The organism is Scandinavium sp. M-37 (assembly GCF_043558715.1).
Lineage (GTDB): Bacteria > Pseudomonadota > Gammaproteobacteria > Enterobacterales > Enterobacteriaceae > Scandinavium > Scandinavium vulneris_A.
In genome coordinates this window covers 78,580-104,760 of the sequence record NZ_JBIGIN010000002.1, presented here as the reverse complement: position 1 = coordinate 104,760, position 26,181 = coordinate 78,580, and the positions used below count along the sequence as shown (strand labels likewise).

25 protein-coding genes and 1 other annotated feature are annotated in these 26,181 nt (G+C 55.9%); of the genes, 8 read left to right on the top strand and 17 right to left on the bottom strand.

Annotated elements, in window-relative coordinates; all coding sequences use genetic code 11:
- The first annotated feature begins 177 nt into the window (after positions 1-177).
- On the top strand, positions 178-1,608 hold the full coding sequence (locus ACG0Z5_RS02460) for an alanine/glycine:cation symporter family protein (protein ID WP_394445153.1): 1,431 nt from the start codon (positions 178-180) through the stop codon (positions 1,606-1,608).
- Between the two features lie 66 nt (positions 1,609-1,674).
- Positions 1,675-2,448: a peroxide stress protein YaaA gene (gene yaaA / locus ACG0Z5_RS02455; protein ID WP_394445152.1), complete on the top strand. Its 774-nt coding sequence runs from the start codon at positions 1,675-1,677 to the stop codon at positions 2,446-2,448.
- A gap of 32 nt (positions 2,449-2,480) precedes the next feature.
- Here yaaA and ACG0Z5_RS02450 read toward each other — a convergent pair whose 3' ends face one another.
- From ACG0Z5_RS02450 to yjjY, 7 genes are all read right to left on the bottom strand, one after another.
- On the bottom strand, positions 2,481-2,801 hold the full coding sequence (locus ACG0Z5_RS02450; RefSeq protein WP_394445151.1) for a DUF2502 domain-containing protein: 321 nt from the start codon (positions 2,799-2,801) through the stop codon (positions 2,481-2,483).
- A 223-nt stretch (positions 2,802-3,024) separates the two neighbouring features.
- Positions 3,025-4,311 (bottom strand): threonine synthase, encoded by a 1,287-nt coding sequence (gene thrC / locus ACG0Z5_RS02445; protein WP_394445150.1) that lies wholly within the window; start codon positions 4,309-4,311, stop codon positions 3,025-3,027.
- Between the two features lie 3 nt (positions 4,312-4,314).
- Positions 4,315-5,244, bottom strand: a complete 930-nt coding sequence (gene thrB / locus ACG0Z5_RS02440) for a homoserine kinase (protein WP_394445149.1) — start codon at positions 5,242-5,244, stop codon at positions 4,315-4,317.
- 1 nt (position 5,245) lies between these two features.
- A complete protein-coding gene (gene thrA / locus ACG0Z5_RS02435) occupies positions 5,246-7,708 on the bottom strand; it encodes a bifunctional aspartate kinase/homoserine dehydrogenase I (RefSeq protein WP_394445148.1) in 2,463 nt (820 codons plus the stop codon).
- Positions 7,709-7,733: 25 nt separating this feature from the next.
- Positions 7,734-7,851 (bottom strand) — a sequence feature (Thr leader region).
- On the bottom strand, positions 7,790-7,858 hold the full coding sequence (locus ACG0Z5_RS02430; RefSeq protein WP_110510873.1) for a thr operon leader peptide: 69 nt from the start codon (positions 7,856-7,858) through the stop codon (positions 7,790-7,792). Its footprint overlaps the feature before it by 62 nt.
- A 209-nt stretch (positions 7,859-8,067) precedes the next feature.
- The gene (locus ACG0Z5_RS02425) at positions 8,068-8,754 is read right to left on the bottom strand and encodes a tRNA/rRNA methyltransferase (RefSeq protein WP_394445147.1); all 687 of its coding nucleotides are present in this window, start codon (positions 8,752-8,754) and stop codon (positions 8,068-8,070) included.
- Between the two features lie 399 nt (positions 8,755-9,153).
- Complete coding sequence (gene yjjY / locus ACG0Z5_RS02420; protein ID WP_001541509.1) at positions 9,154-9,294, bottom strand: protein YjjY; 141 nt, start codon at positions 9,292-9,294, stop codon at positions 9,154-9,156.
- Between the two features lie 96 nt (positions 9,295-9,390).
- On the opposite strand from yjjY, the gene arcA reads away from it, so the two are divergent.
- Positions 9,391-10,107: a two-component system response regulator ArcA gene (arcA, locus tag ACG0Z5_RS02415; RefSeq protein ID WP_097162790.1), complete on the top strand. Its 717-nt coding sequence runs from the start codon at positions 9,391-9,393 to the stop codon at positions 10,105-10,107.
- A gap of 53 nt (positions 10,108-10,160) precedes the next feature.
- Here arcA and creA read toward each other — a convergent pair whose 3' ends face one another.
- A complete protein-coding gene (creA, locus tag ACG0Z5_RS02410; RefSeq protein WP_394445146.1) occupies positions 10,161-10,634 on the bottom strand; it encodes a protein CreA in 474 nt (157 codons plus the stop codon).
- Between the two features lie 207 nt (positions 10,635-10,841).
- Here creA and robA point away from each other — a divergent pair, with 207 nt between their 5' ends.
- On the top strand, positions 10,842-11,711 hold the full coding sequence (gene robA / locus ACG0Z5_RS02405; protein WP_394445145.1) for an MDR efflux pump AcrAB transcriptional activator RobA: 870 nt from the start codon (positions 10,842-10,844) through the stop codon (positions 11,709-11,711).
- Here the strand turns inward: robA and gpmB are convergent.
- Positions 11,708-12,355, bottom strand: a complete 648-nt coding sequence (gene gpmB / locus ACG0Z5_RS02400) for a 2,3-diphosphoglycerate-dependent phosphoglycerate mutase GpmB (protein ID WP_394445144.1) — start codon at positions 12,353-12,355, stop codon at positions 11,708-11,710. The genes robA and gpmB overlap by 4 nt on opposite strands.
- Before the next feature lie 52 nt (positions 12,356-12,407).
- Between gpmB and yjjX the strand changes: the two genes are divergently transcribed.
- Positions 12,408-12,923, top strand: coding sequence for an inosine/xanthosine triphosphatase (gene yjjX / locus ACG0Z5_RS02395; protein ID WP_394445143.1), 516 nt, complete (start codon positions 12,408-12,410; stop codon positions 12,921-12,923).
- Here yjjX and trpR read toward each other — a convergent pair.
- Entirely contained in the window at positions 12,914-13,243 is a 330-nt protein-coding gene (trpR, locus tag ACG0Z5_RS02390) for a trp operon repressor (RefSeq protein WP_319628274.1), read from the bottom strand. The genes yjjX and trpR overlap by 10 nt on opposite strands.
- 88 nt (positions 13,244-13,331) lie before the next feature.
- Entirely contained in the window at positions 13,332-15,269 is a 1,938-nt protein-coding gene (sltY, locus tag ACG0Z5_RS02385; RefSeq protein ID WP_394445142.1) for a murein transglycosylase, read from the bottom strand.
- Between the two features lie 200 nt (positions 15,270-15,469).
- Between sltY and ettA the strand changes: the two genes are divergently transcribed.
- Positions 15,470-17,137 carry an energy-dependent translational throttle protein EttA gene (ettA, locus tag ACG0Z5_RS02380; RefSeq protein WP_394445141.1) on the top strand — a complete coding sequence of 556 codons (1,668 nt, stop codon included), beginning with the start codon at positions 15,470-15,472 and terminating at the stop codon, positions 17,135-17,137.
- A 68-nt stretch (positions 17,138-17,205) separates the two neighbouring features.
- Here the strand turns inward: ettA and nadR are convergent, their stop codons facing one another.
- Genes nadR through serB form a run of 3 tightly spaced genes read right to left on the bottom strand, consistent with a single transcriptional unit; the run spans position 17,206 to position 20,834 of the window.
- Positions 17,206-18,438 carry a multifunctional transcriptional regulator/nicotinamide-nucleotide adenylyltransferase/ribosylnicotinamide kinase NadR gene (gene nadR, locus ACG0Z5_RS02375; RefSeq protein ID WP_394445140.1) on the bottom strand — a complete coding sequence of 411 codons (1,233 nt, stop codon included), beginning with the start codon at positions 18,436-18,438 and terminating at the stop codon, positions 17,206-17,208.
- Between the two features lie 32 nt (positions 18,439-18,470).
- Entirely contained in the window at positions 18,471-19,853 is a 1,383-nt protein-coding gene (gene radA, locus ACG0Z5_RS02370; protein WP_394445139.1) for a DNA repair protein RadA, read from the bottom strand.
- A 9-nt stretch (positions 19,854-19,862) separates the two neighbouring features.
- Positions 19,863-20,834: a phosphoserine phosphatase gene (serB, locus tag ACG0Z5_RS02365; protein WP_394445138.1), complete on the bottom strand. Its 972-nt coding sequence runs from the start codon at positions 20,832-20,834 to the stop codon at positions 19,863-19,865.
- Between the two features lie 104 nt (positions 20,835-20,938).
- Here serB and ACG0Z5_RS02360 point away from each other — a divergent pair, with 104 nt between their 5' ends.
- Together ACG0Z5_RS02360 and lplA are read left to right on the top strand one after the other, a co-directional pair.
- A complete protein-coding gene (locus ACG0Z5_RS02360; protein ID WP_319628280.1) occupies positions 20,939-21,589 on the top strand; it encodes a YtjB family periplasmic protein in 651 nt (216 codons plus the stop codon).
- A 16-nt stretch (positions 21,590-21,605) separates the two neighbouring features.
- Positions 21,606-22,622, top strand: a complete 1,017-nt coding sequence (lplA, locus tag ACG0Z5_RS02355) for a lipoate--protein ligase LplA (protein WP_394445137.1) — start codon at positions 21,606-21,608, stop codon at positions 22,620-22,622.
- A gap of 49 nt (positions 22,623-22,671) precedes the next feature.
- On the opposite strand, the gene deoD is transcribed toward lplA, so the two are convergent.
- The 3 genes from deoD to deoA all read right to left on the bottom strand — a co-directional run bounded on the left by deoD (position 22,672) and on the right by deoA (position 26,085).
- Positions 22,672-23,394 carry a purine-nucleoside phosphorylase gene (deoD, locus tag ACG0Z5_RS02350; RefSeq protein WP_095280675.1) on the bottom strand — a complete coding sequence of 241 codons (723 nt, stop codon included), beginning with the start codon at positions 23,392-23,394 and terminating at the stop codon, positions 22,672-22,674.
- A 93-nt stretch (positions 23,395-23,487) separates the two neighbouring features.
- Positions 23,488-24,711, bottom strand: coding sequence for a phosphopentomutase (deoB, locus tag ACG0Z5_RS02345; RefSeq protein WP_394445136.1), 1,224 nt, complete (start codon positions 24,709-24,711; stop codon positions 23,488-23,490).
- A gap of 51 nt (positions 24,712-24,762) precedes the next feature.
- Positions 24,763-26,085 carry a thymidine phosphorylase gene (gene deoA / locus ACG0Z5_RS02340; RefSeq protein ID WP_394445135.1) on the bottom strand — a complete coding sequence of 441 codons (1,323 nt, stop codon included), beginning with the start codon at positions 26,083-26,085 and terminating at the stop codon, positions 24,763-24,765.
- Between the last annotated feature and the right edge of the window lie 96 nt (positions 26,086-26,181).

The following is a 26,181-nucleotide window of genomic DNA, read 5'->3' as shown; positions in this document are numbered from 1 at the left end:
TTAGGGGGATGTAACCGGTCTGCTCCGATAATATCACGCCCCGGTGTCAGCGCAACCGCAGACGGCTCAACAGCGCAGAGTATGATAAACTCAGATTATTCCTCGCCTGCCCGATAATGGATTGTCACAAAATGGTAGCGCTTACAATGGTCTCCGGCATCGATGAAAGGACGTTAAATGCCTGAATTTCTCTCTTTTATGAACGAAATCCTCTGGGGCTCGGTAATGATTTACCTGTTGCTCGGTGCCGGAGCGTGGTTTACCTGGCGAACGGGCTACATCCAGTTTCGCTATCTTCGTCATTTCTCCAAGAGCCTCAAACGCAGCCTCAACCCACAGTCGGGCGGCCTGACCGCATTTCAGGCGCTGTGCACCAGTCTCGCCGCGCGCGTCGGGAGCGGTAATATGGCTGGGGTCGCCATTGCGATCACCGCCGGTGGCCCGGGTGCCGTATTCTGGATGTGGGTCTCGGCAATCATCGGCATGGCGAGCAGCTTCGCCGAATGTTCTCTGGCCCAGCTTTACAAAGAACGCGATGCCAGCGGCCAGTTCCGCGGCGGCCCGGCATGGTATATGTCCCGCGGTCTCGGAATGCGCTGGATGGGGGTGATGTTCTCAGTGTTCCTGCTGCTGGCCTATGGGCTTATCTTCAATACCGTGCAGGCCAACTCGGTCTCGAATGCCATGCATTTCGCCTTCGACCTGCCGAAAGTGGTATGCGGCGTCGGGCTGATGATACTCATTCTGCTGGTTATCGTTCGCGGCCTGCGAGGCGTAGCCAAACTGATGCAATGGATAGTACCGGTGATGGCTGGCCTGTGGGTCACCGCCAGCGTGCTCATCAGCCTGTGGCACCTGAATCAAATTCCGATGGTTATCGAAACCATTATTCGCAGCGCCTTCGGCTGGCAGGAAGCGGCGGCAGGTGCCGTCGGGTATACCATCAGTCAAGCGCTGACCAGCGGCTTTCAACGCGGGATGTTCTCCAACGAAGCGGGCATGGGTTCCACGCCAAACGCTGCCGCCGCCGCCGCATCATGGCCACCGCATCCTGCCGCGCAGGGCATCGTGCAGATGATTGGCGTGCTGGTCGATACGCTGATCATTTGTACCGCTACCGCAATGGTTCTGCTGCTGGCCGGGTACGACACCGCTCAAACGTCTGTCGACGGCATTCAGCTGGTGCAAAAAGCGATGTCCTACTTTGCCGGACACTGGGGGGCAGAATTTGTCGCGGCAATGGTGCTGCTGTTTGCCTTCAGCTCGATCGTCGCGAACTACATTTATGCCGAAAATAATCTGATTTACCTGAAGCTGAACAGCCCGCGTAATGTTTGGCTACTGCGAATTGTGACCCTCGGGATGGTGATGCTGGGCACCCTGCTGAGTTTACCGGTGGTGTGGCAGCTCGCGGATATCATTATGGCGCTGATGGCCATCACCAACCTGACGGCGATCCTGCTGCTGTCGCCGGTAGTGCGTATCATCGCCAGTGATTACCTGCGCCAGAGAAAGCTCGGGGTAAAACCGGTGTTCGACCCGGCACGCTATCCGGAAATTGAACAGCAGCTCGCCCCAGGAACCTGGGATGATGTCCCGCGCCAATAGCAGCTATCGATCCTTTCACGGCCATTTTTTGCTAAAGTCACGGGAAAATGGCCGCAAGGACTGATTATGCTGATTCTGATTTCACCTGCTAAAACGCTCGATTACCAAAGCGACCTGCCGACGGCACGCTATACCCAACCTGAACTGCTGGACTATTCCCAGCAGCTGATCAGCGTCGCACGCAAGCTGTCTGCCCCGCAGATTGGCAAACTGATGAGCATCAGCGACAAGCTCGCAGATCTCAACGCCACGCGTTTTCACGACTGGCACCCGGATTTCACCCCGCAAAACGCACGCCCGGCGCTCCTCGCGTTTAAAGGCGATGTTTACACGGGGCTGCAGGCCGAAGAATTTAGCGAAGCCGATTTTGATTTCGCCCAGCAGCATCTGCGTATGCTTTCAGGCCTGTACGGCGTACTGCGTCCTCTGGATTTAATGCAGCCGTATCGCCTCGAAATGGGGATCCGCCTGGAAAACGCCAAAGGCAAAGACCTGTATCACTTCTGGGGCGATATCATCACCAATAAGCTCAACGAAGCGCTCCACGCTCAGGGCGATGACATCGTCATCAACCTCGCGTCAGATGAATACTTCCGCGCGGTGAAGTCAAAAGTGTTGAAAGGGCAGATTATTAAGCCGGTGTTCCTCGATGAGAAGAACGGCAAATTCAAAGTCATCAGCTTCTATGCCAAAAAGGCACGTGGCCTGATGAGCCGCTACATTATTGAAAATCGCCTGACGACGCCTGAGCAATTGAAAGAATTTGATAGCGAAGGGTATTTCTTTGATGAAGCCAGTTCGGTAGACGGCGAGTTAGTGTTTAAACGTCACGAGCAGTAAAAGAAAACGCCAGCGCAATGCTGGCGTTTTGCTTAGTGGTGTTTGTATTGACCATAGTGATTGCCGTTATCGTGATGATTATCGTGATGGTTATCGTGATGGTTATCGTGGCGATCATCATGATGGTCATGATGATCCCCACGTGCCCGCCAGTGATTGTTGTAGCGTTCGTAGTGATGGTTCCACCAGTCGTGGTCACGCCAGTTGCCGCCATCCCAATAGTGACCCCGATCATCCTGGTCGCCAATCTGCAGTTTGACCGCCGGAACCAGCGTAATTTCTGAGGCGTGAACCGCCGCCGGAGCGACCAGCATCATAGCAAGCGCAAGGAAGACAGGTTTCAAGTTTGACATAGTTACTCCATTCTCATCTTTGCCCAATTTGGGTCGATGGAAGAAGGTTACGCTGTGGAAAGCAGAGTTGTTATTCTCCGCAATCCTAATCTCTAAGTGCCCGCATTTATTGGGAATTCGTCCTTAATTCCTGCTAATTTCCTCCCTTTTTTCTCCACATTTCAGGCATAAAAAAACCGGGCTCAGTAATGCTGTCCCGGCTTGTTGTGGGGGAAAAGAGAGGTTACGCCTTTTCCATCATCAGCTTACGCAGTGCCGCAAAATCGGCAGGCAGGTGATGAGACAGCAGCGGCAGGTCGGCCCGGTCCGCCAACTCTTTTGGCAGCGGCAGCGTAGTCTCGAGAATAGCCTCAACGCTCTCTTTGAATTTTGCCGGATGTGCCGTGCCGAGGAACAGGCCGTACTCGCCTGGGTTCAGCTGGTCACGCAGCGCACGATACGCCACCGCGGCATGAGGCTCAGAGGTATAGCCGATGTCCTGCAGCTCGCGCATGGTGGCTTTCGTGGTCTCATCGTCCACCGCCGCATAGCCGAGGTCATTCAAGCGCCACTCTTTACGACGGAACAGCTCTTCCACGCGCGGCCAGTTATTCGGCTGGCTGACGTCCATGGCGTTAGAGAGCGTGGCCTGAGTCGACTTCGGTTTCCAGCTGCCTTCCTGCAGGAAACGGGGCACGGTGTCGTTGACGTTGGTGGCGGCGATAAAGCGTTTCACCGGCAGCCCCAGTGATTTCGCCAGCAGACCGGCGGTCAAATCACCAAAGTTACCGCTCGGCACGGAGACCACCAGCTGATTCCGCGCTTCCTGAGGTAACTGCGCCACCGCTTCGAAGTAGTAGCAAATCTGCGCCAGCAGACGGCTGATGTTGATAGAGTTGGCAGAGTTCAGACCCAACGCCACTTTCAGCTCTTCGTCATCGAACGCCTGCTTCACCAGCGCCTGACAGGCATCGAAATCACCGTCAATCGCCACGGTTTCAATGTTGCCGCCGAGGGTACAGAACAGCTTTTCCTGCAGCGGGCTGATTTTGCCGTTCGGATAGAGGATAACCACGCGCACATTTTTCAGGCCGTAAAACGCATGTGCTACCGCGGCACCGGTATCACCGGAGGTCGCGGTCAGAATGGTCACCGGTTTGTCACCGCTGATATGGGTCAGCATCTGAGCCATAAAGCGACCACCGAAATCTTTAAACGCCAGGGTCGGGCCGTGGAACAGCTCCAGACAACCGACGTCGGCCTGCACTTCTTTCACCGGGGCCGGGAACGCAAACGCCGCACGAATGCGGGACTCAAGCTCCTGCGGGGCGATTTCATCGCCAATAAACGCCGACAGAATTTTGGCGCTGCGGGTGACGAAATCCAGCTTCAGCAACGGGTCGATGTCGCTCAGGCTGAATTCCGGCAGGTCGTGCGGGAAGAACAGCCCCTGATTTTTGCCCAAGCCTTGGGTCACGGCCTGCGCGAAGCTGACCTGCTCATTATGATCTTTTAAGTTATACAGTTTCATCGGTTATCCCACTACGCGAGCGCCCGCCTTGTCCAGCCGGCAAATATGAACGAAGCCTTCCTGATTTTGCAGATAGTGTTTACTGAGCCAGTCTGCGACTCGTTGTGCGGTTTCCGGGGTGTCGCATAAGGCGAACATCGTCGGGCCGGAGCCCGAAATACCGCTGGCCAGCGCGCCAATTTCTGCCACCGCCTGGCGTGCTTCGCCAAAGCCCGGCAGCAGTTTGGTGCGATACGGCTCGGCAATCACATCCTTCATCAATTTTGCCGCAAGCTCTGGCTGGCGGCTGTAGCAGGCGTGAATAAAGCCCGCAAGATGGCGACCATGAGCGATACAATCCTGGCGGCGATACTGCGCGGGTAAAATGGCACGCGCTTCTGCGGTCGACACCTTAATGCCCGGGTAGGCCAGTACCCACAGCCATTCGTCGAAGGCCGGGATTTGCTGGCTGATAATGCCGTTCTCTTCCAGCATCAGCTGAATCCCGCCGAGGAAGCACGGGGCGACGTTATCGTAATGTACGCTCCCGGAGATGCGCCCTTCCAGCTCGCCCATCAGCGCCAACATTTTGCTGTCGTTTAACGGTTTGCCGCAGTATTCATTCATCGCCACCAGCGCGGCAACCACCGAACAGGCGCTGGAGCCGAGGCCCGAACCGATCGGCATGTTCTTTTCAAGCGTCATCGCGACGGGTACGGTTTTGCCAATTTCCTGACAGAAGCGCTCCCAGCATTGATAAACGATATTTTCACGCGGTTCCACCGGCAGCTTACTGGCAAAATGGCCGATGTTCTTCAGACTGAAGGATTCCGCCGCGACCACTTCCACGTTATCGCCCAGCAGCGTACCGTTGACCGGCGTCACCGCCGCGCCCAGCACATCAAACCCAACGCTCATATTGGCGCTGGAGGCCGGGGCATAGACTTTAACCATCTTAAACTCCTAACTTCCAGGACAGGGTACGCAGCAGGTCGGCAAATACCCCGGCCGCCGTCACGTCGTTACCCGCGCCGTAGCCGCGTAACACCAGCGGCAGCGGCTGATAATAGTGGCTGTAGAACGCCAGCGCGTTTTCGCCGTTTTTCACTTTGAACAGCGGATCGTTGCCATCAACTTCGGCAATTTTTACCCGGCATACGCCATCGTCTTCAATGTTGCCAACGTAGCGCAGCACTTTGCCTTCATCACGCGCTTTCGCAATACGTGCCGCAAACTCGTCATCGAGCTGCGGCAGACGTGCCATAAAGCTGTCCACATCGCCGCTATCGTCAAAGTGATCCGGCAGCACAGACTCAACCACGATATCGCTCAGCTCCAGATGACGACCGGTTTCACGGGCGAGGATCAGCAGCTTACGCGCCACGTCCATCCCGGAAAGATCGTCGCGAGGATCCGGTTCGGTGTAGCCCATTTCACGCGCGATAGACGTGGCCTGCGACAGGCTCATGCCCTCGTCCAGCTTACCGAAAATGAACGACAGTGAACCGGAAAGAATGCCAGAGAATTTTTGCAGCTCATCGCCCGCGTTCAGCAGGTTTTGCAGGTTCTCGATAACCGGCAAACCCGCACCGACGTTGGTGTCGTACAGGAATTTACGCCGCGAACCCGCCGCCGCCTGACGCAGCTCGTGATAGTAGTTCATCGACGAGGTATTGGCCTTTTTATTTGGCGTCACCACGTGGAAGCCTTCGCGCAGGAAATCGGCGTATTGATCCGCCACCGCCTGGTTGGAAGTACAGTCGACAATCACCGGGTTCAGCAGGTGATACTCTTTCACCAGACGAATCAGACGGCCAAGATTAAACGGCTCATTGGCTTCCGCCAGCTCGCCCTGCCAGTCTTCCAGATTGAGGCCATGCACGTTGGTCAGCAGCGCACGCGAGTTCGCCAGGCCGCACACACGCAGGTCAATGTGTTTACTTTTGAGCCAGGTCTGCTGGCGTTTGAGCTGCTCCAGCAACGCCCCGCCGACGCCGCCGACGCCAATCACAAACACTTCAATCACCTGGTCGGTGTTGAACAGCATCTGATGGGTGACACGCACGCCAGTGGTAGCGTCGTCATTGTTCACCACCACTGAAATAGAACGTTCGGACGAGCCCTGGGCAATCGCCACGATGTTGATGTTAGCGCGGGCCAATGCGGCAAAGAACTTCGCTGAGGTTCCACGCTGGGTGCGCATTCCGTCGCCGACGACGGAGATGATCGCCAGGCGCTCCATGATGGCCAGCGGTTCCAGCAGCCCTTCTTTCAGTTCAAGGTAAAACTCATCTTCCATCGCCCGCTTCGCCCGGGCGCAGTCACTCTGCGGCACACAGAAGCTGATGCTGTATTCGGAAGAGGATTGCGTTATCAGCACCACCGAAATTCCGGCGCGAGACATGGTGGCGAAGACGCGGGCCGCCATGCCGACCATGCCCTTCATCCCCGGACCGGAGACGTTGAACATCGCCATATTATTCAGGTTGGAAATGCCCTTCACCGCCAGGCCGTCTTCGTTGTGGCTGGCACCGATTAAGGTCCCCGGTGCCTGTGGATTACCGGTATTTTTAATCAGGCACGGGATCTGGAATTGGGCAATCGGCGCGATGGTGCGCGGGTGCAGCACTTTGGCGCCAAAATAGGACAGCTCCATCGCTTCCTGATAGGACATCGACTTCAGCAGACGCGCATCGGGCACCTGACGTGGGTCGCAGGTATAGACCCCATCGACGTCAGTCCAGATTTCACAACAGTCGGCGCGCAGGCACGCCGCCAGCACTGCGGCGGAGTAATCGGAGCCGTTACGCCCCAGCACCACCAATTCGCCTTTGTCGTTTCCGGCGGTAAAGCCCGCCATCAGCACCATGTGATCGGCCGGGATTTGGCTTGCGGCAATGCGACGGGTGGATTCAGCGATATCGACGGTCGATTCGAGATAGTGGCCAACGGCCAGTAGTTTTTCGACCGGATTGATCACGGTCACCTTGTGGCCACGCGCTTCAAGCAGGCCCGCCATGATAGCAATCGACAGCTTTTCACCCCGGCAGATCAGCGCCGCGTTAACGCCATCCGGACACTGGCCCAGCAGGCTTACGCCGTGCAGGACATGTTTAATTTGGGCAAATTCCTGAGCAACAAAAGCGTTGAGCTGTGCGAGCGGGAAACCCGGCTGGAGAGCAGCCAGACCCTGAAGGAGTTCGGCAAAAATACGTTCGGCATCAGCGATATTAGGAAGTGCATCCTGACCGCCAATGGTTTTTTCAATCATCGCGACCAGATGGTTGGTGATTTTGGCCGGGGCAGAGAGCACGGTTGCTACCTGCCCCTGCCTGGCATTGCTTTCCAGAATATCGGCAACACGCAGAAAACGTTCTGCATTTGCCACTGATGTACCGCCGAACTTCAAGACTCGCATGGTTGTTACCTCGTGATCTTTGGTCGAAAAAAAAGCCCGCACTGTTCAGGTGCGGGCTTTTTTCAGTTTTTCCTGTACGCGTCAGCCCGCACCGATACCTGTGGTAATGGTGGTGGTAATAATTGTTGTCATGCGGCTGATGCGAATCATGGATGTTGTGTGCTCTGTCATTTTAATTGTCTGTCGTCTGCCTATATTGGTTAAAGTATCTGCCAGGCTAAGTCAATGAATTTCTCTTTTTGGCCCGGTTTGGAACACCGGGCGGCTGCGCCAGTGAAGCCCGTGTATCCGTCCCGCATCCCCTATGGTTAATCCCTATCACAGAGCATTCATCCATAACAAAAACTTACGACAGCAGATTAGTCGGCGATATTTTTTTCGATATCATGCAGTAATCGATGCAACATTGCGGTGTCACGTTGCCCGAGGAGCCCCAATCGCTGTTGTAGCCAATCGGCCAGTTTTACATCATCGGCGACCTGTAATTTCGCCAGCAGCGCCATCGCCCTGGATCGCAATGCCTGAAGCTGGTTGTCGTTATTCTCCGCCAAAACGGCCGTCGCGGTCTGCGTCAGCGCAGAGAGCTGATAGCAAAACACCATCACCGCCTGACCCAAATTCAGCGAAGGGTAATCGGCCACCATTGGCACACCGGTGAGGATATCGGCCAGCGCCAGTTCATCGTTGGTAAGCCCAGAATCCTCGCGCCCGAAGACCAGCGCCGCGTGGCCCATCCACTGTGATTTCTCCTGCAAAATGGGCACCAGCTCCTGAGGCGTGGCGTAATAGTGAAAACGGGCACGACTGCGGGCGGTGGTCGCGATGGTGAAATCGACATCCTGCAATGCGTCAGCCAGCGTAGGAAACGTTTTGATATTCTCCAGAATATCGCCGGAGCCGTGTGCCACCCACTGTGCGGCAGGCTCACGATGCGCCTGACTGTCGACAATTCGCATCTCCGTGAATCCCATGGTCTTCATCGCCCGGGCCGCAGCGCCGATGTTTTCGGCTCTTGCTGGTGAAACCAGCACTATTGATAAGCGCATGTCATCTTCTCTTTTTTACTCTGCGCCCGTCACAATGTGATGCTCATCATCATATTGCGCGGCGCGAATTTACTTTATTGCAACAAAAAACGCAGAAAGGACGTTTCTTAACATATCAATAAGACTAAACTATTACCCAAGAATCGTCCTGGTGAGTATGTTAACAGAACCTGCATATCCCTATGTTCTAGTGGGACATTTCAAATAAGATTAACTCTCATCTTTTGGATTCGTTTTGCTAATCAGTTCAATCTCGCAATCATTTGAGTTGTTGAAAATTTGTGACAAAAGCTACCATTTGGATGCAAGGATTTCACAAGACTGTTAACGTGCTACAATTGAACTTGATATATGTCAACGAAGCGTAGTTTTATTGGGTGTCATCCCTCTCTGAGCCTGTTATGTTGCTGTTAAAATGGTTAGGATGACAGCCGTTTTTGACACTGTCGGGTCCAGAGGGAAAGTACCCACGACCAAGCTAATGATGTTGTTGACGTTGATGGAAAGTGCATCAAGAACGCAATTACGTACTTTAGTCATGTTATGCCTGTTATGTTAATTTACGATATTCAGCAGGCGGGTCAGGGACTTTTGTACTTCCTGTTTCGATTTTAGTTGGCAATTTAGGTAGCAAACATGCAGACCCCGCACATTCTTATCGTTGAAGACGAGTTGGTAACACGCAACACGTTAAAAAGTATTTTTGAAGCAGAAGGTTATGATGTGTTCGAAGCCACCGATGGCGCGGAAATGCATCAGATCCTTTCTGAAAATGATGTCAATCTGGTCATCATGGATATCAACCTTCCGGGCAAAAATGGCCTGCTGCTGGCGCGTGAACTGCGTGAGCAAGCCAACGTCGCTCTGATGTTCCTGACCGGTCGTGATAACGAAGTGGATAAAATCCTTGGCCTGGAAATCGGCGCTGACGATTATATCACTAAGCCATTCAACCCTCGTGAACTGACTATCCGTGCGCGTAACCTGCTCTCCCGTACCATGAATCTGGGTACCGTGAGTGAAGAGCGTCGCAGCGTGGAAAGCTACAAGTTCAACGGTTGGGAACTGGACATCAACAGCCGCTCACTGGTTAGCCCGAACGGCGAACAGTACAAGCTGCCGCGCAGTGAATTCCGCGCGATGCTGCACTTCTGCGAAAACCCGGGCAAGATCCAATCCCGTGCAGAACTGCTGAAGAAAATGACCGGCCGTGAGCTTAAGCCGCACGACCGTACGGTTGACGTGACAATCCGTCGCATCCGTAAGCACTTTGAATCTACGCCGGATACCCCGGAAATCATCGCCACCATTCACGGCGAAGGTTACCGTTTCTGCGGCGAACTGCAGGAATAATCCTTCTGCAACAGTCATAAAAAACGGCGCTAAGCGCCGTTTTTTTTCGCCTGTTATTCCTTCCACGGCATGATAGGCACCGCACTAATCGCATTCTTAGGCGAGCCGTCGACCACTTTATCGGAATAGGTCAGGTAGACCAGGGCATTACGTTTCGCATCGTAAAAACGCACCACCTGCAGCTTTTTGAACACCAGTGAGGTTCGTTTCTGGAACACCACTTCGCCTTCCGATTTACCCTTTTTGATCTTATCGCTTACCTCGATCGGCCCAACCTGCTGACAGGAAATCGCGGCATCAGAGGTATCTTCCGCCAGCCCCAGGCCGCCTTTAATCCCGCCGGTTTTGGCACGGCTGATATAGCAGGTGACATTCTTCACATCCGGATCATCAAAGGCTTCAACCACGATTTTATGGTCCGGGCCAAACATCTTGAACACGGTGTCTACGGAGCCGATTTGTTCTGCGTGCGCCGCGCTGCCGGCCAGGGTCAGCAAAAGACCCGCAATTAACTTCTTGTATTTCATATTGTTACCATTCTTGAAAATGACACTACGCGATTATTCAATAACGTAGAAGAAAATGTTTAAAGATCACAGCTTTACAAAATTCATACTGACTTAGTATTTAAAATCGCACTTTAGCGCAAAAAAAACACTGAATGCTAAAACATCAAAAAATGCTATTATCCGCTACCCTAGTTACAGGCACTTGCGAAAGGATGAGGACATTATATGGATCAGGCTGGGATAATTCGCGATCTTCTTAGCTGGCTTGAAGGGCATCTCGATCAACCTTTATCACTGGATAACGTGGCGGCAAAAGCGGGCTATTCCAAGTGGCATCTGCAAAGGATGTTCAAGGACGTCACCGGCCACGCTATTGGTGCCTACATTCGTGCTCGTCGCCTGTCAAAATCTGCTGTGGCCCTGCGCCTGACCGCGCGCCCGATTCTGGATATTGCCCTGCAATACCGTTTTGACTCTCAGCAGACCTTTACCCGTGCGTTCAAGAAGCAGTTTAGCCTGACCCCAGCGCTTTATCGCCGCTCGCCGGACTGGAGTTCATTCGGTATGCGTCCGCCGCTGCGCCTGGGTGAATTCACGATGCCGAAGTATGAATTCATTACCATGCCAGACACGCACCTGGTGGGTGTGACCCAGAGCTATACCTGCAAACTGGAAGAAATTTCTGAGTTCCGTCAGCAAATGCGTGGTCAGTTCTGGCGTGAATTCCTCGGCAATTCACCGTCGCTCCCGCCGATGCTGTATGGTCTGCATGAACCACGCCCAAGTCTTGAGCGAGACGATGAGCAGGAAGTGCTGTACACCACCGCGCTGACGCCGGAGATGGTCAATGGTCATCTTCAGGATGCGCATCCGGTGAAACTGGAAGGGGGTGAATACGTAATGTTCACCTACGAAGGGCTAGGCACGGGGTTACAGGAATTTGTCCTGACCGTGTATGGCACCTGCATGCCGATGCTCGGCCTGACCCGTCGTAAGGGCCAGGACATCGAGCGCTTCTTCCCGCAGAAAGAAGCCATGAATCAGGAACCGCCTATCCAGTTGCGCTGCGAGTACCTGATCCCGATTCGTCGTTAGCGCTGCAGTTCATCCAACGCAGGGGCGTCCAGATGCGTGACGTCGCCTGCGGTCTCGACAATCCAGCCGGGCGCCAGCCACGGGCTTTGCTGATAATCCACCCGCGAAATTGAGCAGTTGCGCAAGCGCAGACGGCGTTCTGCGTAAGCCGGTAAGCCCAGAATAGTACTCACCAGACAACCCAGCGCCATCCCGTGACTGACCAGCAGCGGGCGACTCCCCTGCGGCAGTTCCAGACAATCTTGCAGCGCGGCGTTCATGCGATCGGCCAGCTCCTGCATCGACTCCCCTTCCGGAATGCGTCCGTTGGCGGTGCCATTGACCAGCGTGCGACGCCAGCCTTCTTCCTCGTCGGTCAGGGTATCGATCAGACGGCGTTCAAGCACGCCCATATCGAGCTCCCGAAGACGCGGGTCGTAGGTCACGCTGCACCCACAGGCTTCAGCAATGATTTCAGCGGTACGACGCGTACGGCCCAAATCGCTGGAGATAATGTGCGTGATACCGAGGGTTTTAACACGCTCCCCGACTTGCCAGGCCTGCTGCTCACCTTTATCGGTCAGCGGACTATCGGACTGGCCCTGAAGACGTCGCTCGGCGTTCCACTGCGTCTCACCGTGGCGAACAAGGTATACCTGTAACATGCGATTTTTCCGTTATACTGCGATGATAATTTTTTTCGTAAGTGTACTGATTATGCATAAGGTTGTCTCAGCTACCACCAATCCCGCCAAAATTCAGGCTATTCTGCAGGCTTTTAACGAGATCTTCGGCGAAGGATCCTGCCATATTGACGCCGTTTCCGTCGAGAGTGGCGTGCCGGAACAGCCCTTCGGAAGTGAGGAAACGCGCGCTGGCGCACGAAATCGTGTGGAAAATGCCCGTGTTGCCAGACCGGATGCCGACTTTTGGGTCGCCATTGAAGCAGGCATTGACGAAGGTAGCACCTTCAGTTGGGTGGTCATCGAGACACGCGAACAGCGCGGAGAAGCCCGTTCAGCCACCTTGCCGCTGCCGAAGGTTATCCTTGAACGCGTTCAGGCGGGTGACGCCCTCGGCCCGGTAATGTCGCACTACACCGGCATTGATGAGATTGGTCGTAAAGAAGGGGCGATTGGCGTGTTCACTGCGGGCAAACTGACCCGCAGCAGCGTCTATCATCAGGCGGTGATTCTGGCACTCAGTCCGTTCCACAACGCCGTTTATCGGTGAGTGTCTGGCAGGGTCTGCTCCAGCCACTGACGCAGTTCGGGCGGGGCTGATTTCAGACTGTTTGATCCGCGGGTAATCGTGGCAATACCCGCGCCAAGCTCGCTTTTCAGCTCACGCTGGCTCATTTCACCGCGCAGCAACTCTTCGATAATACGCACCCGCGTACCCAACGCCTCACGCTCATCGGGCGTCATCATCAGATTCAGAAGCGGCAGATGCAAATCGGCAGCAAAGGCCTGACGCATCAGCTCCACGAAGCGAAGCCACTCCTGGTGGCGCTGTTCCGCATTTGCGGCTGAATAAGGGGATTGTTGAGTCATGTTACGCCACCTGGTTGGGGCGGATGGCACAGAGCCATCCGCCGAACGTACTCTTTAGCGAGTACAAGCATAACATACTCTCAGCGGATCAGTAACGTTGCTTCCACTCGTCGTCGGTCAGGAGTTGCGTCTTATCGCCCATGAAGTAGCGATAGTACGCATCGTAGGCCAGCACGTTCTTCACATAGCCGCGCGTTTCCGAGAACGGAATGCTCTCAACAAACGCCGCCGCGTCGATGCGCCCGGCGCTGTTACCCCGCCAGGTTCGGACTCTGCCCGGCCCGGCGTTATACGCCGCTGAGGCATAGATGCGGTTGTTACCAAACTGCTGATAAACGTATTGCAGGTAATGGGTGCCGATATTGATGTTAGTCTCAGGATCGAGCAACTGATTCGGGCCGCTGTAGCCCGGAATAGAGAACATCTTCACGGTATGCGTGGCGGTGCCCGGCATGATTTGCATCAGCCCGGTCGCGCCAACCGGGGAGCGCACTTTCGGGTTCCAGGCGCTTTCCTGACGCGCAATCGCCATTGCATAGCTTTTGCTGATGTCTTTGTCGCTGGTGTAGCGCACGAACAGGTCTTTGTAGGCCAGCGGGAAACGCTCCTCGAGGTTATCCCACAGCTTGCCCGCAATCGTCGCCTGCACGCTGAGATCCCACCAGTCCTGGTCGAATGCATACTTCGCCAGCTGGCCCTGCTCATTACGGCTACGGCTGCTGACCAGATTAGCCCACTCACCGCGCGCGGTGTTGTCCTGGTTCCAGTACATCAGCTCGCGCACGCGAGACATCTCCGGGCCATTGACCAGCAACGGAGCCACCGTGCCTTCCGGTTTTTCGACGCGGATGGAATAATCCTCCGCCAAACGCTGCGCCGCCACCATCGGGTAGAACCCGCGCTGCTGCATCAGCGAATGCAGGATATCTTTCGCTTCCTGTTCGCGCCCGCGCTCCATCAGCAAATCGGCCTGCCAGTAGCGCCACTCATCTTTGTCTTTGGCTTCCATCGGCAGACGTGCCAGCCAGGTGTTGAGCCCACGGCGGTCGCCGTAGCCAATCGCCATACGGACACGACGCTCTACCAGCGAGGTCGACCCGGAACGCATGATGGCGTCATCGCGCCACTGCGCCTGCTCAGCGGTGACGTCGTTGCCCATCAGACGCCAGGCGACGATATCGCGCAGATCCTGGGTCTGGCTCTCATTGAGTTTCTGCGCCTGAACCAGCTGCGGGATCAGCAGACGCGCATTTTCCACATCCTGACGCGCCACGCTGGAAAACGCTATCGCCGCCATCTGACGCGTGAAATCGGTCGCTCCCGTGCTTTGCGCGAAAGTCAGGACGCTGTTGGGATTGTTCGCCAGACTGACCACCGCCGAGGCGATGGTTTGATAATCCCCCGGCATCTGGTTGGCCAGCGTGGTAGCCAGGCGAGTATTACCCGCCTGCATCGCCAGGCGAATACGTTCCAGATACGCCAGCGGATCCTGCGTGCCGGAAGCCCGCCAGGCGCTAAACAACGGGTCACAGGCGTTAGGCTGGCTTTTACCCGTCAGCCATAAATCCTTCGCGCCGTCCCAGGCTGCCTGGGTCTCTCCGACATTGTATTTCGCGTAGTAGTAATTACATTGCGCTTCGGTGGTGCCGGGCTTGTCCGGGCTGAATGCCAGCAGGCCGCGCCAGTCTTCACGACGCGCCAGTTCGTTCACAAAGCGGTTCTTCAGCGTGCGAGCGGCGGGCAGCGTCGGGTACGTCTGCACAAACTGCGTCACGCTTAGCGCAGGCGCATTCATCAGGTCGTCGGTAAGCTGACGGTATTGCAGATAGGGATAGAGCGGATAGTCTTTCAGCGTCGGCATCAGTTGGTCGACGACGTCCATCTGACGTTTATCCCACGCCTGTTTAATCTGGCTATAACGACTGCGTTGTTCATCCAGTGAGTCGGCGTGAACCGCACTGCTGACCGTCAACAGACAGACGCCCGCGGCCAGAAGTCGCCACGTCATGGGTTTAGCATTTTGCACATGCGCTCCTTTGAAAATTGGGTCAATGCAGCATCATGCCGCGTCTCTTTATGCTAATCAGACAACCGGATTTACGCCACGTTACGGACACTTTTTTACCTTTACGCTTATCGCTTGCGCCTGGCTGGGATTAGCGTGTGAAAAAGGCTACACTTCGCCTTTGACTCCTTTTCATCAAAATAAAAGAGGCGAAGTCCAACGTGGCTCAATTCGTTTATACCATGCATCGCGTCGGCAAAGTGGTCCCGCCGAAGCGACATATTCTTAAAAACATCTCTCTGAGCTTCTTCCCTGGCGCAAAAATCGGTGTACTGGGCCTGAACGGTGCCGGTAAATCTACCCTGTTGCGTATCATGGCCGGTATCGACACCGACATCGAAGGCGAAGCCCGCCCGCAGCCAGGCACCAAAATTGGCTACCTGCCACAGGAACCAAAGCTCAACCCGGAACATACCGTTCGCGAATCCGTTGAAGAAGCCGTATCCGAAGTGGTTAACGCCCTGAAAGGCCTGGAAGAAGTGTACGCCCTGTACGCTGAGCCAGACGCCGACTTCGACAAACTGGCGGCCCAGCAGGGCAAGTATGAAGAGATTATCCAGGCGCACGACGGTCACAACCTGAACGTGCAGCTGGAGCGCGCCGCTGATGCGCTGCGCCTGCCGGACTGGGATGCCAAAATTGGTACGCTGTCCGGGGGTGAACGCCGCCGTGTGGCCCTGTGCCGCCTGCTGCTGGAAAAACCAGACATGCTGCTGCTCGACGAACCGACCAACCACCTGGACGCCGAGTCCGTGGCCTGGCTGGAACGTTTCCTGCACGACTTCGAAGGCACCGTCGTCGCGATTACCCACGACCGTTACTTCCTCGACAACGTGGCAGGCTGGATCCTCGAACTGGACCGCGGCGAAGGTATTCCGTGGGAAGGCAACTACTCCTCGTGGCTGGAGCAGAAAGACCAGCGTCTGGCGCAGGAAGCCTCTCAGGAAGCCGCCCGTCGTAAGTCTATCGAGAAAGAGCTGGAGTGGGTCCGTCAGGGCGCGAAAGGCCGTCAGTCTAAGGGCAAAGCCCGTCTGGCACGCTTTGAAGAACTCAACAGCACCGAATACCAGAAACGTAACGAAACCAACGAACTGTTCATTCCACCTGGACCACGTCTGGGCGATAAAGTCGTTGAAGTTACCAACCTCAGCAAGTCCTACGGCGACCGCCAGCTGATCGACAACCTGAGCTTCTCGGTGCCGAAAGGCGCGATTGTCGGCATCATCGGCCCGAACGGCGCGGGTAAATCGACCCTGTTCCGTATGCTTTCCGGTCAGGAACAAGCGGACGGCGGCACCATTGAGCTCGGCGAAACCGTCAAGCTGGCCTCCGTTGACCAGTTCCGTGACGCGATGGATAACAGCAAAACCGTGTGGGAAGAAGTTTCTGGCGGGCTGGATATCATGAAGGTCGGCAACACCGAAATGCCAAGCCGTGCTTACGTCGGTCGCTTTAACTTCAAAGGCACCGATCAGGGCAAACGCGTGGGCGAACTGTCCGGCGGTGAGCGTGGTCGTCTGCATCTGGCGAAACTGCTGCAGGTTGGCGGCAACATGCTGCTGCTCGATGAACCGACCAACGACCTGGATATCGAAACCCTGCGCGCGCTGGAAAACGCCCTGCTGGAGTTCCCGGGCTGTGCGATGGTTATCTCGCACGACCGTTGGTTCCTCGACCGTATCGCCACCCACATTCTGGATTACCAGGATGAAGGTAAAGTAGAGTTCTTCGAAGGTAACTTCACCGAATACGAAGAGTACAAGAAACGCACCCTCGGCGCCGACGCGCTGGAGCCAAAGCGTATCAAGTACAAGCGTATTTCGAAGTAATGTTTGTTGCCCCGGAAACGGGGCAGATGACAAAGCCGGGCAGCGTTCAACGTGCCCGGCTTTTTTATTTAGCCCTGCTCACCCATCATCTGCTTCACCAGTTCAACACAGCGCAGGAAGCGCGCGTCGTAATCCGGTTCTTCCACGTGAACGTACTCAATGTTGTTCTCACGCAGCATCTCTTCCAGCATGGTCTGGAACTCTTTTCTGTCCACCGAACTGCCGAGGCTGCGCAGGCCATCGGCCACCCACGGGGTGTTGTTTTCCAGCAGGATAACCAGATCAAAACGGTATTCGTCGATCAGCGCCTGCACGAATGGATGCTCGCGGCCTTCGTACTTCTTACAGAATGCCTGGGTGGTGACAAAATCGGTGTCGATGAACGCCACTTTATTGGCGTACTTGACCGCAAAATCAATGTATTGCGCATGGCCGAGTGCGATTTTGTCATAGTCAGAATATTGCAGCGCCATTTCATCCCCACCGAGATGGGAGAAGACATAATCGCGGCCATATTCCCAGGCGCTGGTGGTGTTGAAGATGTTGGCAAGCTTATTAACCAGCGTCGATTTGCCGCTCGATTCCCCGCCTAAAATCGCCACCGTCCGCACGAAGAATGGCTTAACTTCCGTCGGGATGTATTCCCAGTAGCGGGACGGGTTTTCACGGATTTGCGACCCGCTGATGTTCATAAACGTCCGCTGCGGATCGATAAGCACCGTCTCGGTGCCTAAGTGCTCGCGGAACTGCGGGGCGTCGGCTTCTTCGGAGGTGTAAATGGTGTTGGGCTGAATGCCCTTCTCTTCCATAAACGCCTTCACGCCATTGCTCCACACGTCCCAGCCGTGCGGATACGGCTCCATACCCTCTTCGTTAAAGGCATGAATACGAATGTTTTTTTGGTATTTAAAGGTTTGCAGCAGCCAGCGCAGACGGTCAGACACCGTCGGCTGTTGCGACATGGCGCTATCTTCGAACAGGGCGCGGTCGCGCGTTTCGTCGTAACCCATGATGATGTGCAGCTCGTCAACCTGGCTTACGGCACGCTGAATCAGATAAATATGCCCGGTGTGCAACGGATAGAACTTACCAAACACCACGCCGATGTTCTTCTGTTGGCGCGGAAACTCAAGCCCCAGAAAACGGTGCAGCGCTTCCAGCTTCTGCGCACTGGGGCTTTTGATTTTGGCATTCAGCAACTGGCTAAGATAGCCCTTGGTCATCCCGCTGGCGTCCGCCACCTGCTGCAAAGTGCAACCCTTCTGGCGAATAGCGGTTTTGATGTAGTCGAATGACGACATGAATGCCTCCTGCAATTGAGTAATGCTTTGTATTATAAGTCGTCAAAGACATTTAGAGCGTCAGAAAGCTTCTTAACGCCAAAGACTTTCATTCCTTCCGGGATTTTTTTGGGGACGTTGGCCGCAGGCACGATGGCGCGACGGAAACCGTGTTTCGCCGCTTCGGATATCCGTTCCTGACCGCTTGGCACCGGGCGAATTTCCCCGGACAGGCCAACCTCACCAAACACCACCAGATCCTGCGGTAACGGCCTGTCGCGCAGGCTGGAGACCATCGCCATCAGCAGCGCCAGGTCGGCGCTGGTTTCGGTGACTTTTACCCCGCCAACCACGTTGACGAACACATCCTGGTCGAACATCTGCAACCCGCCGTGGCGATGCAATACCGCCAGCAGAATTGACAGACGGTTTTGTTCCAGCCCCACCGCGACACGACGCGGATTGCCCATCATCGACTGATCGACCAGCGCCTGGATCTCCACCAGCAGCGGACGCGTCCCTTCCCAGACCACCATCACCGAACTGCCGGACGTCACTTCATCGCCACGGCTTAAGAAAATCGCCGACGGGTTGCTGACTTCACGCAGTCCCTGTTCGGTCATGGCGAAAACGCCGAGTTCATTTACCGCACCGAAGCGGTTTTTATGGCTGCGCAGGGTGCGGAAACGGGAATCCGCATCGCCGTCCAGCAGTACCGAACAGTCGATACAGTGCTCCAGCACTTTTGGACCGGCCAGCGAGCCATCTTTGGTGACGTGACCGACCATGATGATCGCCACACCGCGCGTTTTGGCAAAGCGCGTCAGATAGGCCGCGCTCTCGCGCACCTGCGCCACGCTGCCCGGCGACGACTGAACGTCAGCCATGTGCATCACCTGGATGGAGTCAATCACCATCAACTTCGGCTGCTCTTCATCGGCAATCTGGCAAATCTGCTCGATGCTGGTTTCTGACAGCATGTTGAGATTCGAGGCGGGCAAACCGAGGCGGTGCGCGCGCATCGCCACCTGTTGTAAGGACTCTTCGCCGGTCACGTACAGGGTTTTCATCTGCTCGCTAAGCTTGCACAGCGTTTGCAGCAGCAGCGTGGACTTCCCTGCCCCCGGGTTGCCGCCAATCAGGATGGCGCTGCCCGGCACCACACCGCCGCCGAGGACACGGTCAAACTCTTTAAATCCGGTGGAGAAACGCGGCAGCTCTTCCAGGCTGATGTCAGACAGCTTCTGGACTTTCGACCCGCCAGAGCTGCCCGCATAACCGCTCAGGCGTTCGTTACGCGCAACGGTGGGCGAAGCGGCAATGCGCATCTCAGTAATCGTGTTCCAGGCATGACAGGCGCTGCACTGTCCCTGCCAGCGCGGATAATCCGCGCCACACTCGTTACAGACAAATGCGCGTTTGGGTGCTTTCGCCACGTTGACCTCTTACTTTTGATTCAGGCTGCCGGAGAGAATGCAGAACACTCCCATCAGGTCAGCGTGACGGATCGTGATTTCCGTCTGCTCGTTAACTTTCGGTTTGGCATGATAGGCGATGCCCAGGCCCGCCGCCTTGATCATCGGCAGGTCGTTGGCACCATCGCCAATCGCGACGGTTTGTGACGCCGGGATTTCGTAGGTTTCTGCCAGACTTTTCAGGGTGTTGGCTTTGTATTGTGCATCGACGATATCGCCCAGCACATTACCGGTCAGCACGCCGTCGCGGATTTCCAGTTCGTTGGCGACCGCCGCCGTCAGGCGAAGTTTGTCCCGCAAATAATCGGCAAAGAAGGTGAAGCCACCGGAGGCAATCGCCACTTTCCAGCCGAGCGTTTCCAGCTTCAGCACCAGCGACGCCAGGCCCGGCATTAACGGCAGCGTGTCGCGTACCTGACGAAGAATATCGGCATCCGCCCCTTTCAGGGTGCCGACACGCTGGCGCAGGCTGGCGGTGAAATCAAGCTCGCCGCGCATCGCACGCTCGGTGACTTCGGATACCTGTTCGCCGGTGCCCGCCAGTTTGGCGATTTCATCGATGCATTCAATCTGAATCGCGGTCGAATCCATATCCATCACCAGCAGTCCCGGGGTGCGCAGATGCGGGATTTTCCCCAACGGCGCCACGTCCAGCCCGTCATCATGTGCCAGACGCGTCGCGCGCGGGGTGAGGGAACCTGCCAGGCGAATGACCTGGTAATCTTCAACACACCAGGCGGCGACGATCACCATCGCCGCACCCAGTTTATGCTGGTAATCGGTCAGGCGCTGCTTGTCGAGACGACGACCGTACAGCAGCCAGCCGCTGCGCCCGGCGTGATAGTCCAGAGGCATGACCTCATCACCGCTTAAGGACAGCGGCAGTCCAGGCCACAAAGAGACATCATCGGGCAGGTCGCACCAGGTCAAACTGTTCGGCATTACGGCTCCACTCATTAAGATTCAGCCAGGGAAAATAACTCATGAGGCTACCCTGTATCCGCCGCTTCTGGCAACATTAAGCTGCAAATTTTCAAAGGTGGAATATGGTTCGCGCAAAAATCAAATTTCGGCTGCATCGCGCCGTGATCGTTCTTATCTGTCTCGCCCTGCTGGTCGCCCTGATGCAAGGGGCGTCGTGGTTCAGTCAAAGCCACCAGCGACTGCGGGATCCGCAGATGGAGGAACTGGCACGCTCGCTGGCCCATCAGGTTACGCTGAACCTTGCGCCATTAATGCGCTCAGAGACGCCGGATGAGAAAAAAATTAATCAGTTGCTGGTTCAGTTGACCACCAACAGCCGCCTGCTGGATGCCAGCGTGTATGACGAACAGGGTGACCTGGTGACCCACGCCGGTGAACGCGTTAACGTTCGCGACCGTTTGGCGCTCGACGGTAAAAAAGCCGGGGGTTATTTTAATCAGCAGATCGTCGAACCTATTCAGGGCAAGAATGAACCGCTCGGCTACCTGCGTCTGACGCTCGATACCCATACTCTGCCGACCGAAGCCAAACAGGTTGATAACACCACCAATATTTTGCGCCTGATGCTCCTGCTTTCGCTGGCGATCGGCGTGGTATTGACCCGAACACTGCTGCAGGGAAAACGCACCCGTTGGCAGCAGTCACCGTTCTTACTCACCGCCAGCAAATCCGTGCCGGAAGAAGATGACGGCGAAAAGAACGATAATAATTAAAGAAAGGAAATCTGCCATGTCGACCCTGCGTCTGCTTATCTCTGATTCATACGATCCATGGTTTAACCTGGCGGTTGAAGAGTGTATTTTCCGCCAAATGCCCGCCACCCAGCGGGTGCTTTTCCTGTGGCGTAACGCCGACACGGTGGTAATTGGCCGGGCACAAAACCCGTGGAAAGAGTGCAACACCCGGCGCATGGAAGAGGACAACGTTCGTTTGGCACGCCGCAGCAGCGGCGGTGGCGCGGTGTTCCATGACCTCGGTAATACCTGTTTTACCTTTATGGCCGGGAAGCCGGAGTACGACAAAACTATCTCTACCGCTATCGTGCTCAATGCGCTGAGTGCGTTAGGCATTAACGCCGACGCCTCCGGGCGCAACGACCTGGTAGTGAAAACCCCCGACGGCGATCGCAAAGTCTCCGGCTCAGCCTATCGTGAAACCATGGATCGCGGCTTTCACCATGGTACGTTGCTGCTGAATGCCGACCTCAGCCGCCTGGCCAACTACCTGAATCCCGACAAGAAAAAGCTCCAGGCGAAAGGTATTACCTCCGTGCGGGGTCGGGTGGCAAACCTGACAGAGCTGCTGCCAGGGATCACCCATCAACAGATTTGCGACGCGGTAACAGAAGCCTTTTTCGCCCATTATGGCGAGCGGGTGGCGGCGGAAATCATCTCTCCGGATAAGACCCCCGATCTGCCTAACTTCGCCGAAACCTTTGCCCGGCAAAGCAGTTGGGAGTGGAATTTTGGTCAGGCTCCGGCCTTCTCACACCTGCTGGATGAGCGCTTTACCTGGGGCGGCGTTGAGCTGCATTTTGACGTCGAAAAAGGGCGAATTACCCGCACGCAGGTCTTCACCGACAGCCTCAATCCCGCGCCGCTTGAAGCGCTGGCCGCACGTTTACAGGGCTGCCTGTATCGCGCCGATGTACTGCAACAGGCGTGTGATGCGCTGGTAGTGGATTTCCCGGAACAGGAAAAAGAGCTGCGAGAGTTATCGGAGTGGATTGCAAAGGCGCTGAGATAACGAAAAGGTAGGCCGGGCAAGGCGAAGCCGCCACCCGGCACAAACGATATTACTCTTTATCGCCCAGCAGAACGGATTCCAGCGCGATTTTAATCATGTCGTTAAACGTGGTCTGACGCTCAGCGGCGGTGGTCTGCTCGTGAGTACGGATATGGTCAGACACGGTGCAGATGGTCAGGGCTTTCGCACCGAACTCCGCCGCAACGCCGTAGATACCGGCGGCTTCCATTTCGACACCCAGAATGCCGTATTTTTCCATCACGTCGAACATTTCGCCGCCGTCTGGAGAATAGAACAGGTCAGCAGAGAAGATGTTGCCGACGCGCGCATCAACGCCGAGCGCTTTCGCCGCATCTACTGCGTTACGCACCATGCCGAAGTCAGCGATCGCCGCAAAGTCGTGATCTTTGAAACGCATACGGTTTACTTTGGAATCGGTGCAGGCACCCATGCCGATAACCACGTCTCGCAGTTTGACATCCATGCGCACCGCGCCGCAGGAGCCTACACGAATGATTTTCTTCACGCCGAAATCGGTGATCAGCTCTTTGGTGTAGATGGAGCAGGACGGGATGCCCATGCCGTGGCCCATGACGGAAATTTTACGGCCCTTGTAGGTCCCGGTAAAACCCAGCATGCCGCGCACGTTGTTCACTTCGCGCACATCTTCGAGGAACGTTTCAGCGATATGCTTCGCACGCAGGGGATCGCCCGGCATCAGTACAACGTCTGCGAAATCACCCATCTCGGCGTTAATGTGTGGAGTTGCCATCTTTCTATCCTTTTTATGTTTATTCGCCGGGTAGCGAAAACCCGGTATACAAAACCGTAGGCCCGGCAAGCAGTGCGCCGCCGGGCAATCCCATTACAGCATGTTTTTGCCGTATTCCATTGGTGACGTCCCGAAATAGGTCGCCAGGGTCTGACCGATGTCCGCGAAGGTTTCGCGATGACCAAGCGAGCCCGCTTTCACTTTCGGACCGTACACCAGCACCGGGATGTGTTCCCGGGTGTGATCGGTCCCGGTCCAGGTCGGGTCGCAGCCGTGGTCAGCGGTGAGGATGATGATGTCATCTTCACCCACCAGCTCAAGCAGCTCCGGCAGACGGCGGTCAAACAGTTCCAGACCCGCAGCATAACCGGCGACATCGCGACGGTGGCCCCAGGAGGAGTCGAAATCAACGAAGTTCGTGAAGACAATGGTCTTATCGCCCGCTTCTTTCATCTCTTTGATGGTGGCATCAAACAGCGCGTCCAGACCGGTGGCTTTCACTTTCTTGGTGATGCCGCAGTTGGCGTAGATATCCGCGATTTTACCGACGGACACGACGTGGCCGTCTTTTTCATCAACCAGCTTCTGCAATACGGTCGCCGCTGGCGGTTCAACGGCCAGATCGTGACGGTTGCCGGTACGTTCGAAGTGACCCGCTTTATCGCCCACGAACGGACGCGCAATCACGCGACCAATGTTGTAGCCGCCTTCGGTCAGCTCAACACGCGCAATTTCGCACAGCTCATACAGCTTATCGAGGCCGTAGGTTTCTTCGTGGCAGGCAATCTGGAACACTGAATCCGCGGAGGTGTAGAAAATCGGCTTACCGGTTTTCATGTGCTCTTCGCCCAACTCATCCAGAATCACGGTCCCGGAAGAGTGGCAGTTACCCAGGTAGCCCGGCAGATTGGCACGTTTCACCAGTTTGTCGAGCAGCTCCTGCGGGAAGCTGTTGTGATGTTCAGGGAAGTAACCCCAGTCAAACAGCACAGGCACACCGGCGATTTCCCAGTGGCCAGACGGGGTATCTTTCCCGGAGGAAAGCTCATGCGCCCAGCCGTATGCGCCAGTCACTTCAGCGTTGCCGTCCATACCTGCGGCAACCTTACCGGTGGAGCCTTCGTGGGCTTTAACCAGACCCAGACGGGTCAGGTTCGGCAGGTTCAGCGGGCCCTTACGGCCTTTATCTGCTTCACCTTTCGCACAGGCCTCTGCGATGTGGCCCATGGTGTCGGCACCGACATCACCAAAACGTTCTGCGTCTTCGGTGGCGCCGATCCCAAAAGAGTCCAGCACCATAATAAATGCACGTTTCATATCTTCTCCGTACGTTTTGCGCTGCAAAAAAGCGATCAGATCAGTATACCGCTATTGCGTGATTCGACGATAGACCGTTGGTGTTTCTTTCGGTGCGACATCGTCCAGTTTAATTGCCGCTTTCACCGCTTTCGCGGCTTCTTGCCAGCTCGCTTCGTCTTTCGCGTGGATGATGGCCAGTGGACGCTGTCCGTCAATGCTGTCGCCCAGACGGGCCATGTCGGTGAAACCGACGCTGTAATCCAGCGCATCAGAAGCCTGACGACGGCCACCGCCCATCGACACCACCGCCATGCCTAACGCGCGGGTATCCATCGCGGAGACAAAGCCTTCGGTATCGGCATATACCGCTTTGCTGAGCATCGCCGTTGGCAGGTATTTCGCGTAGTGCTCAACGAAATCGGTCGGGCCTTTTTGCGCCGCAACCATGCGGCCGAAGATTTCCGCCGCTTTACCGCTGTCCAGCCCCGCCTGCAGTTTGGCGCGAGCATCGGCTTCGTCTTTCGCCAGACGGCCGGAAATGAGCATTTCCACGCACAGCGCCATGGTCACGTCGAACAGACGCGGGTTACGGTATTCACCGGTCAGGAACTGCACCGCTTCGCGGACTTCAACCGCGTTCCCGGCGCTGGACGCCAGCACCTGGTTCATGTCGGTCAGCAGGGCGGTGGTCCGCACGCCTGCGCCGTTAGACACGCCAACGATGGCTTCGGCCAGTGCCGCAGAGAGTTCATAGGTCGGCATAAATGCGCCGCTGCCCACTTTCACGTCCATGACCAGCGCGTCCAGCCCTTCGGCCAGTTTCTTCGCCAGAATCGAGGCGGTGATCAGCGGAATAGAATCGACGGTGGCAGTGATGTCGCGCGTGGCGTAAAAACGTTTGTCCGCTGGCGCGAGGGAACTGGTCTGCCCAATGATCGCCACGCCAACGTCTTTAATAATTTCGCGGAAACGGTTGTCGTCCGGGAAGATATCGAACCCCGGGATCGCTTCCAGTTTGTCGAGGGTCCCGCCGGTATGCCCCAGGCCACGCCCGGAGATCATTGGCACGTAGCCGCCGCAGGCCGCCACCATTGGGCCCAGCATCAGCGAGGTCACATCACCCACGCCGCCGGTGGAGTGCTTATCGACAATCGGGCCATTCAGATTAAGGCTTTTCCAGTCGAGCACCGTGCCTGAATCCCGCATCGCCATGGTCAGCGAGACACGCTCCGGCATAGACATATCGTGGAAGAAAATGGTCATCGCCAGGGCGGCAATCTGCCCTTCCGACACGGTGTTATCACGAATACCATTGATGAAGAAACGGATCTCTTCGTCACTCAGCGCGTGACCATCGCGTTTTTTACGAATAATTTCTTGTGCGAGAAACACGGTAACCCCCATGAGGAATCGGGTGAAAGGTGGCGGGTGGCGCGATGCTTACCCGCCCTACGATCCAGTAGGCCGGATAAGCAACGCGTCATCCGG

Excerpts from the sequence above, each read along its gene's own strand:
- thrB (WP_394445149.1), bottom strand. The coding sequence starts at position 5,244 with ATGGTTAAAGTCTATGCCCCGGCCTCCAGCGCCAATATGAGCGTTGGG.
- deoB (WP_394445136.1), bottom strand. The coding sequence starts at position 24,711 with ATGAAACGTGCATTTATTATGGTGCTGGACTCTTTTGGGATCGGCGCC.
- lplA (WP_394445137.1), top strand. The coding sequence starts at position 21,606 with ATGTCGACCCTGCGTCTGCTTATCTCTGATTCATACGATCCATGGTTT.
- creA (WP_394445146.1), bottom strand. The coding sequence starts at position 10,634 with ATGAAATACAAGAAGTTAATTGCGGGTCTTTTGCTGACCCTGGCCGGC.
- yaaA (WP_394445152.1), top strand. The coding sequence starts at position 1,675 with ATGCTGATTCTGATTTCACCTGCTAAAACGCTCGATTACCAAAGCGAC.
- nadR (WP_394445140.1), bottom strand. The coding sequence starts at position 18,438 with ATGTCGTCATTCGACTACATCAAAACCGCTATTCGCCAGAAGGGTTGC.
- trpR (WP_319628274.1), bottom strand. The coding sequence starts at position 13,243 with ATGACTCAACAATCCCCTTATTCAGCCGCAAATGCGGAACAGCGCCAC.
- thrA (WP_394445148.1), bottom strand. The coding sequence starts at position 7,708 with ATGCGAGTCTTGAAGTTCGGCGGTACATCAGTGGCAAATGCAGAACGT.
- robA (WP_394445145.1), top strand. The coding sequence starts at position 10,842 with ATGGATCAGGCTGGGATAATTCGCGATCTTCTTAGCTGGCTTGAAGGG.
- ACG0Z5_RS02460 (WP_394445153.1), top strand. The coding sequence starts at position 178 with ATGCCTGAATTTCTCTCTTTTATGAACGAAATCCTCTGGGGCTCGGTA.
- gpmB (WP_394445144.1), bottom strand. The coding sequence starts at position 12,355 with ATGTTACAGGTATACCTTGTTCGCCACGGTGAGACGCAGTGGAACGCC.
- thrC (WP_394445150.1), bottom strand. The coding sequence starts at position 4,311 with ATGAAACTGTATAACTTAAAAGATCATAATGAGCAGGTCAGCTTCGCG.
- ACG0Z5_RS02425 (WP_394445147.1), bottom strand. The coding sequence starts at position 8,754 with ATGCGCTTATCAATAGTGCTGGTTTCACCAGCAAGAGCCGAAAACATC.
- ACG0Z5_RS02450 (WP_394445151.1), bottom strand. The coding sequence starts at position 2,801 with ATGTCAAACTTGAAACCTGTCTTCCTTGCGCTTGCTATGATGCTGGTC.
- yjjX (WP_394445143.1), top strand. The coding sequence starts at position 12,408 with ATGCATAAGGTTGTCTCAGCTACCACCAATCCCGCCAAAATTCAGGCT.
- arcA (WP_097162790.1), top strand. The coding sequence starts at position 9,391 with ATGCAGACCCCGCACATTCTTATCGTTGAAGACGAGTTGGTAACACGC.
- deoD (WP_095280675.1), bottom strand. The coding sequence starts at position 23,394 with ATGGCAACTCCACACATTAACGCCGAGATGGGTGATTTCGCAGACGTT.
- ACG0Z5_RS02360 (WP_319628280.1), top strand. The coding sequence starts at position 20,939 with ATGGTTCGCGCAAAAATCAAATTTCGGCTGCATCGCGCCGTGATCGTT.
- yjjY (WP_001541509.1), bottom strand. The coding sequence starts at position 9,294 with ATGACTAAAGTACGTAATTGCGTTCTTGATGCACTTTCCATCAACGTC.
- serB (WP_394445138.1), bottom strand. The coding sequence starts at position 20,834 with ATGCCGAACAGTTTGACCTGGTGCGACCTGCCCGATGATGTCTCTTTG.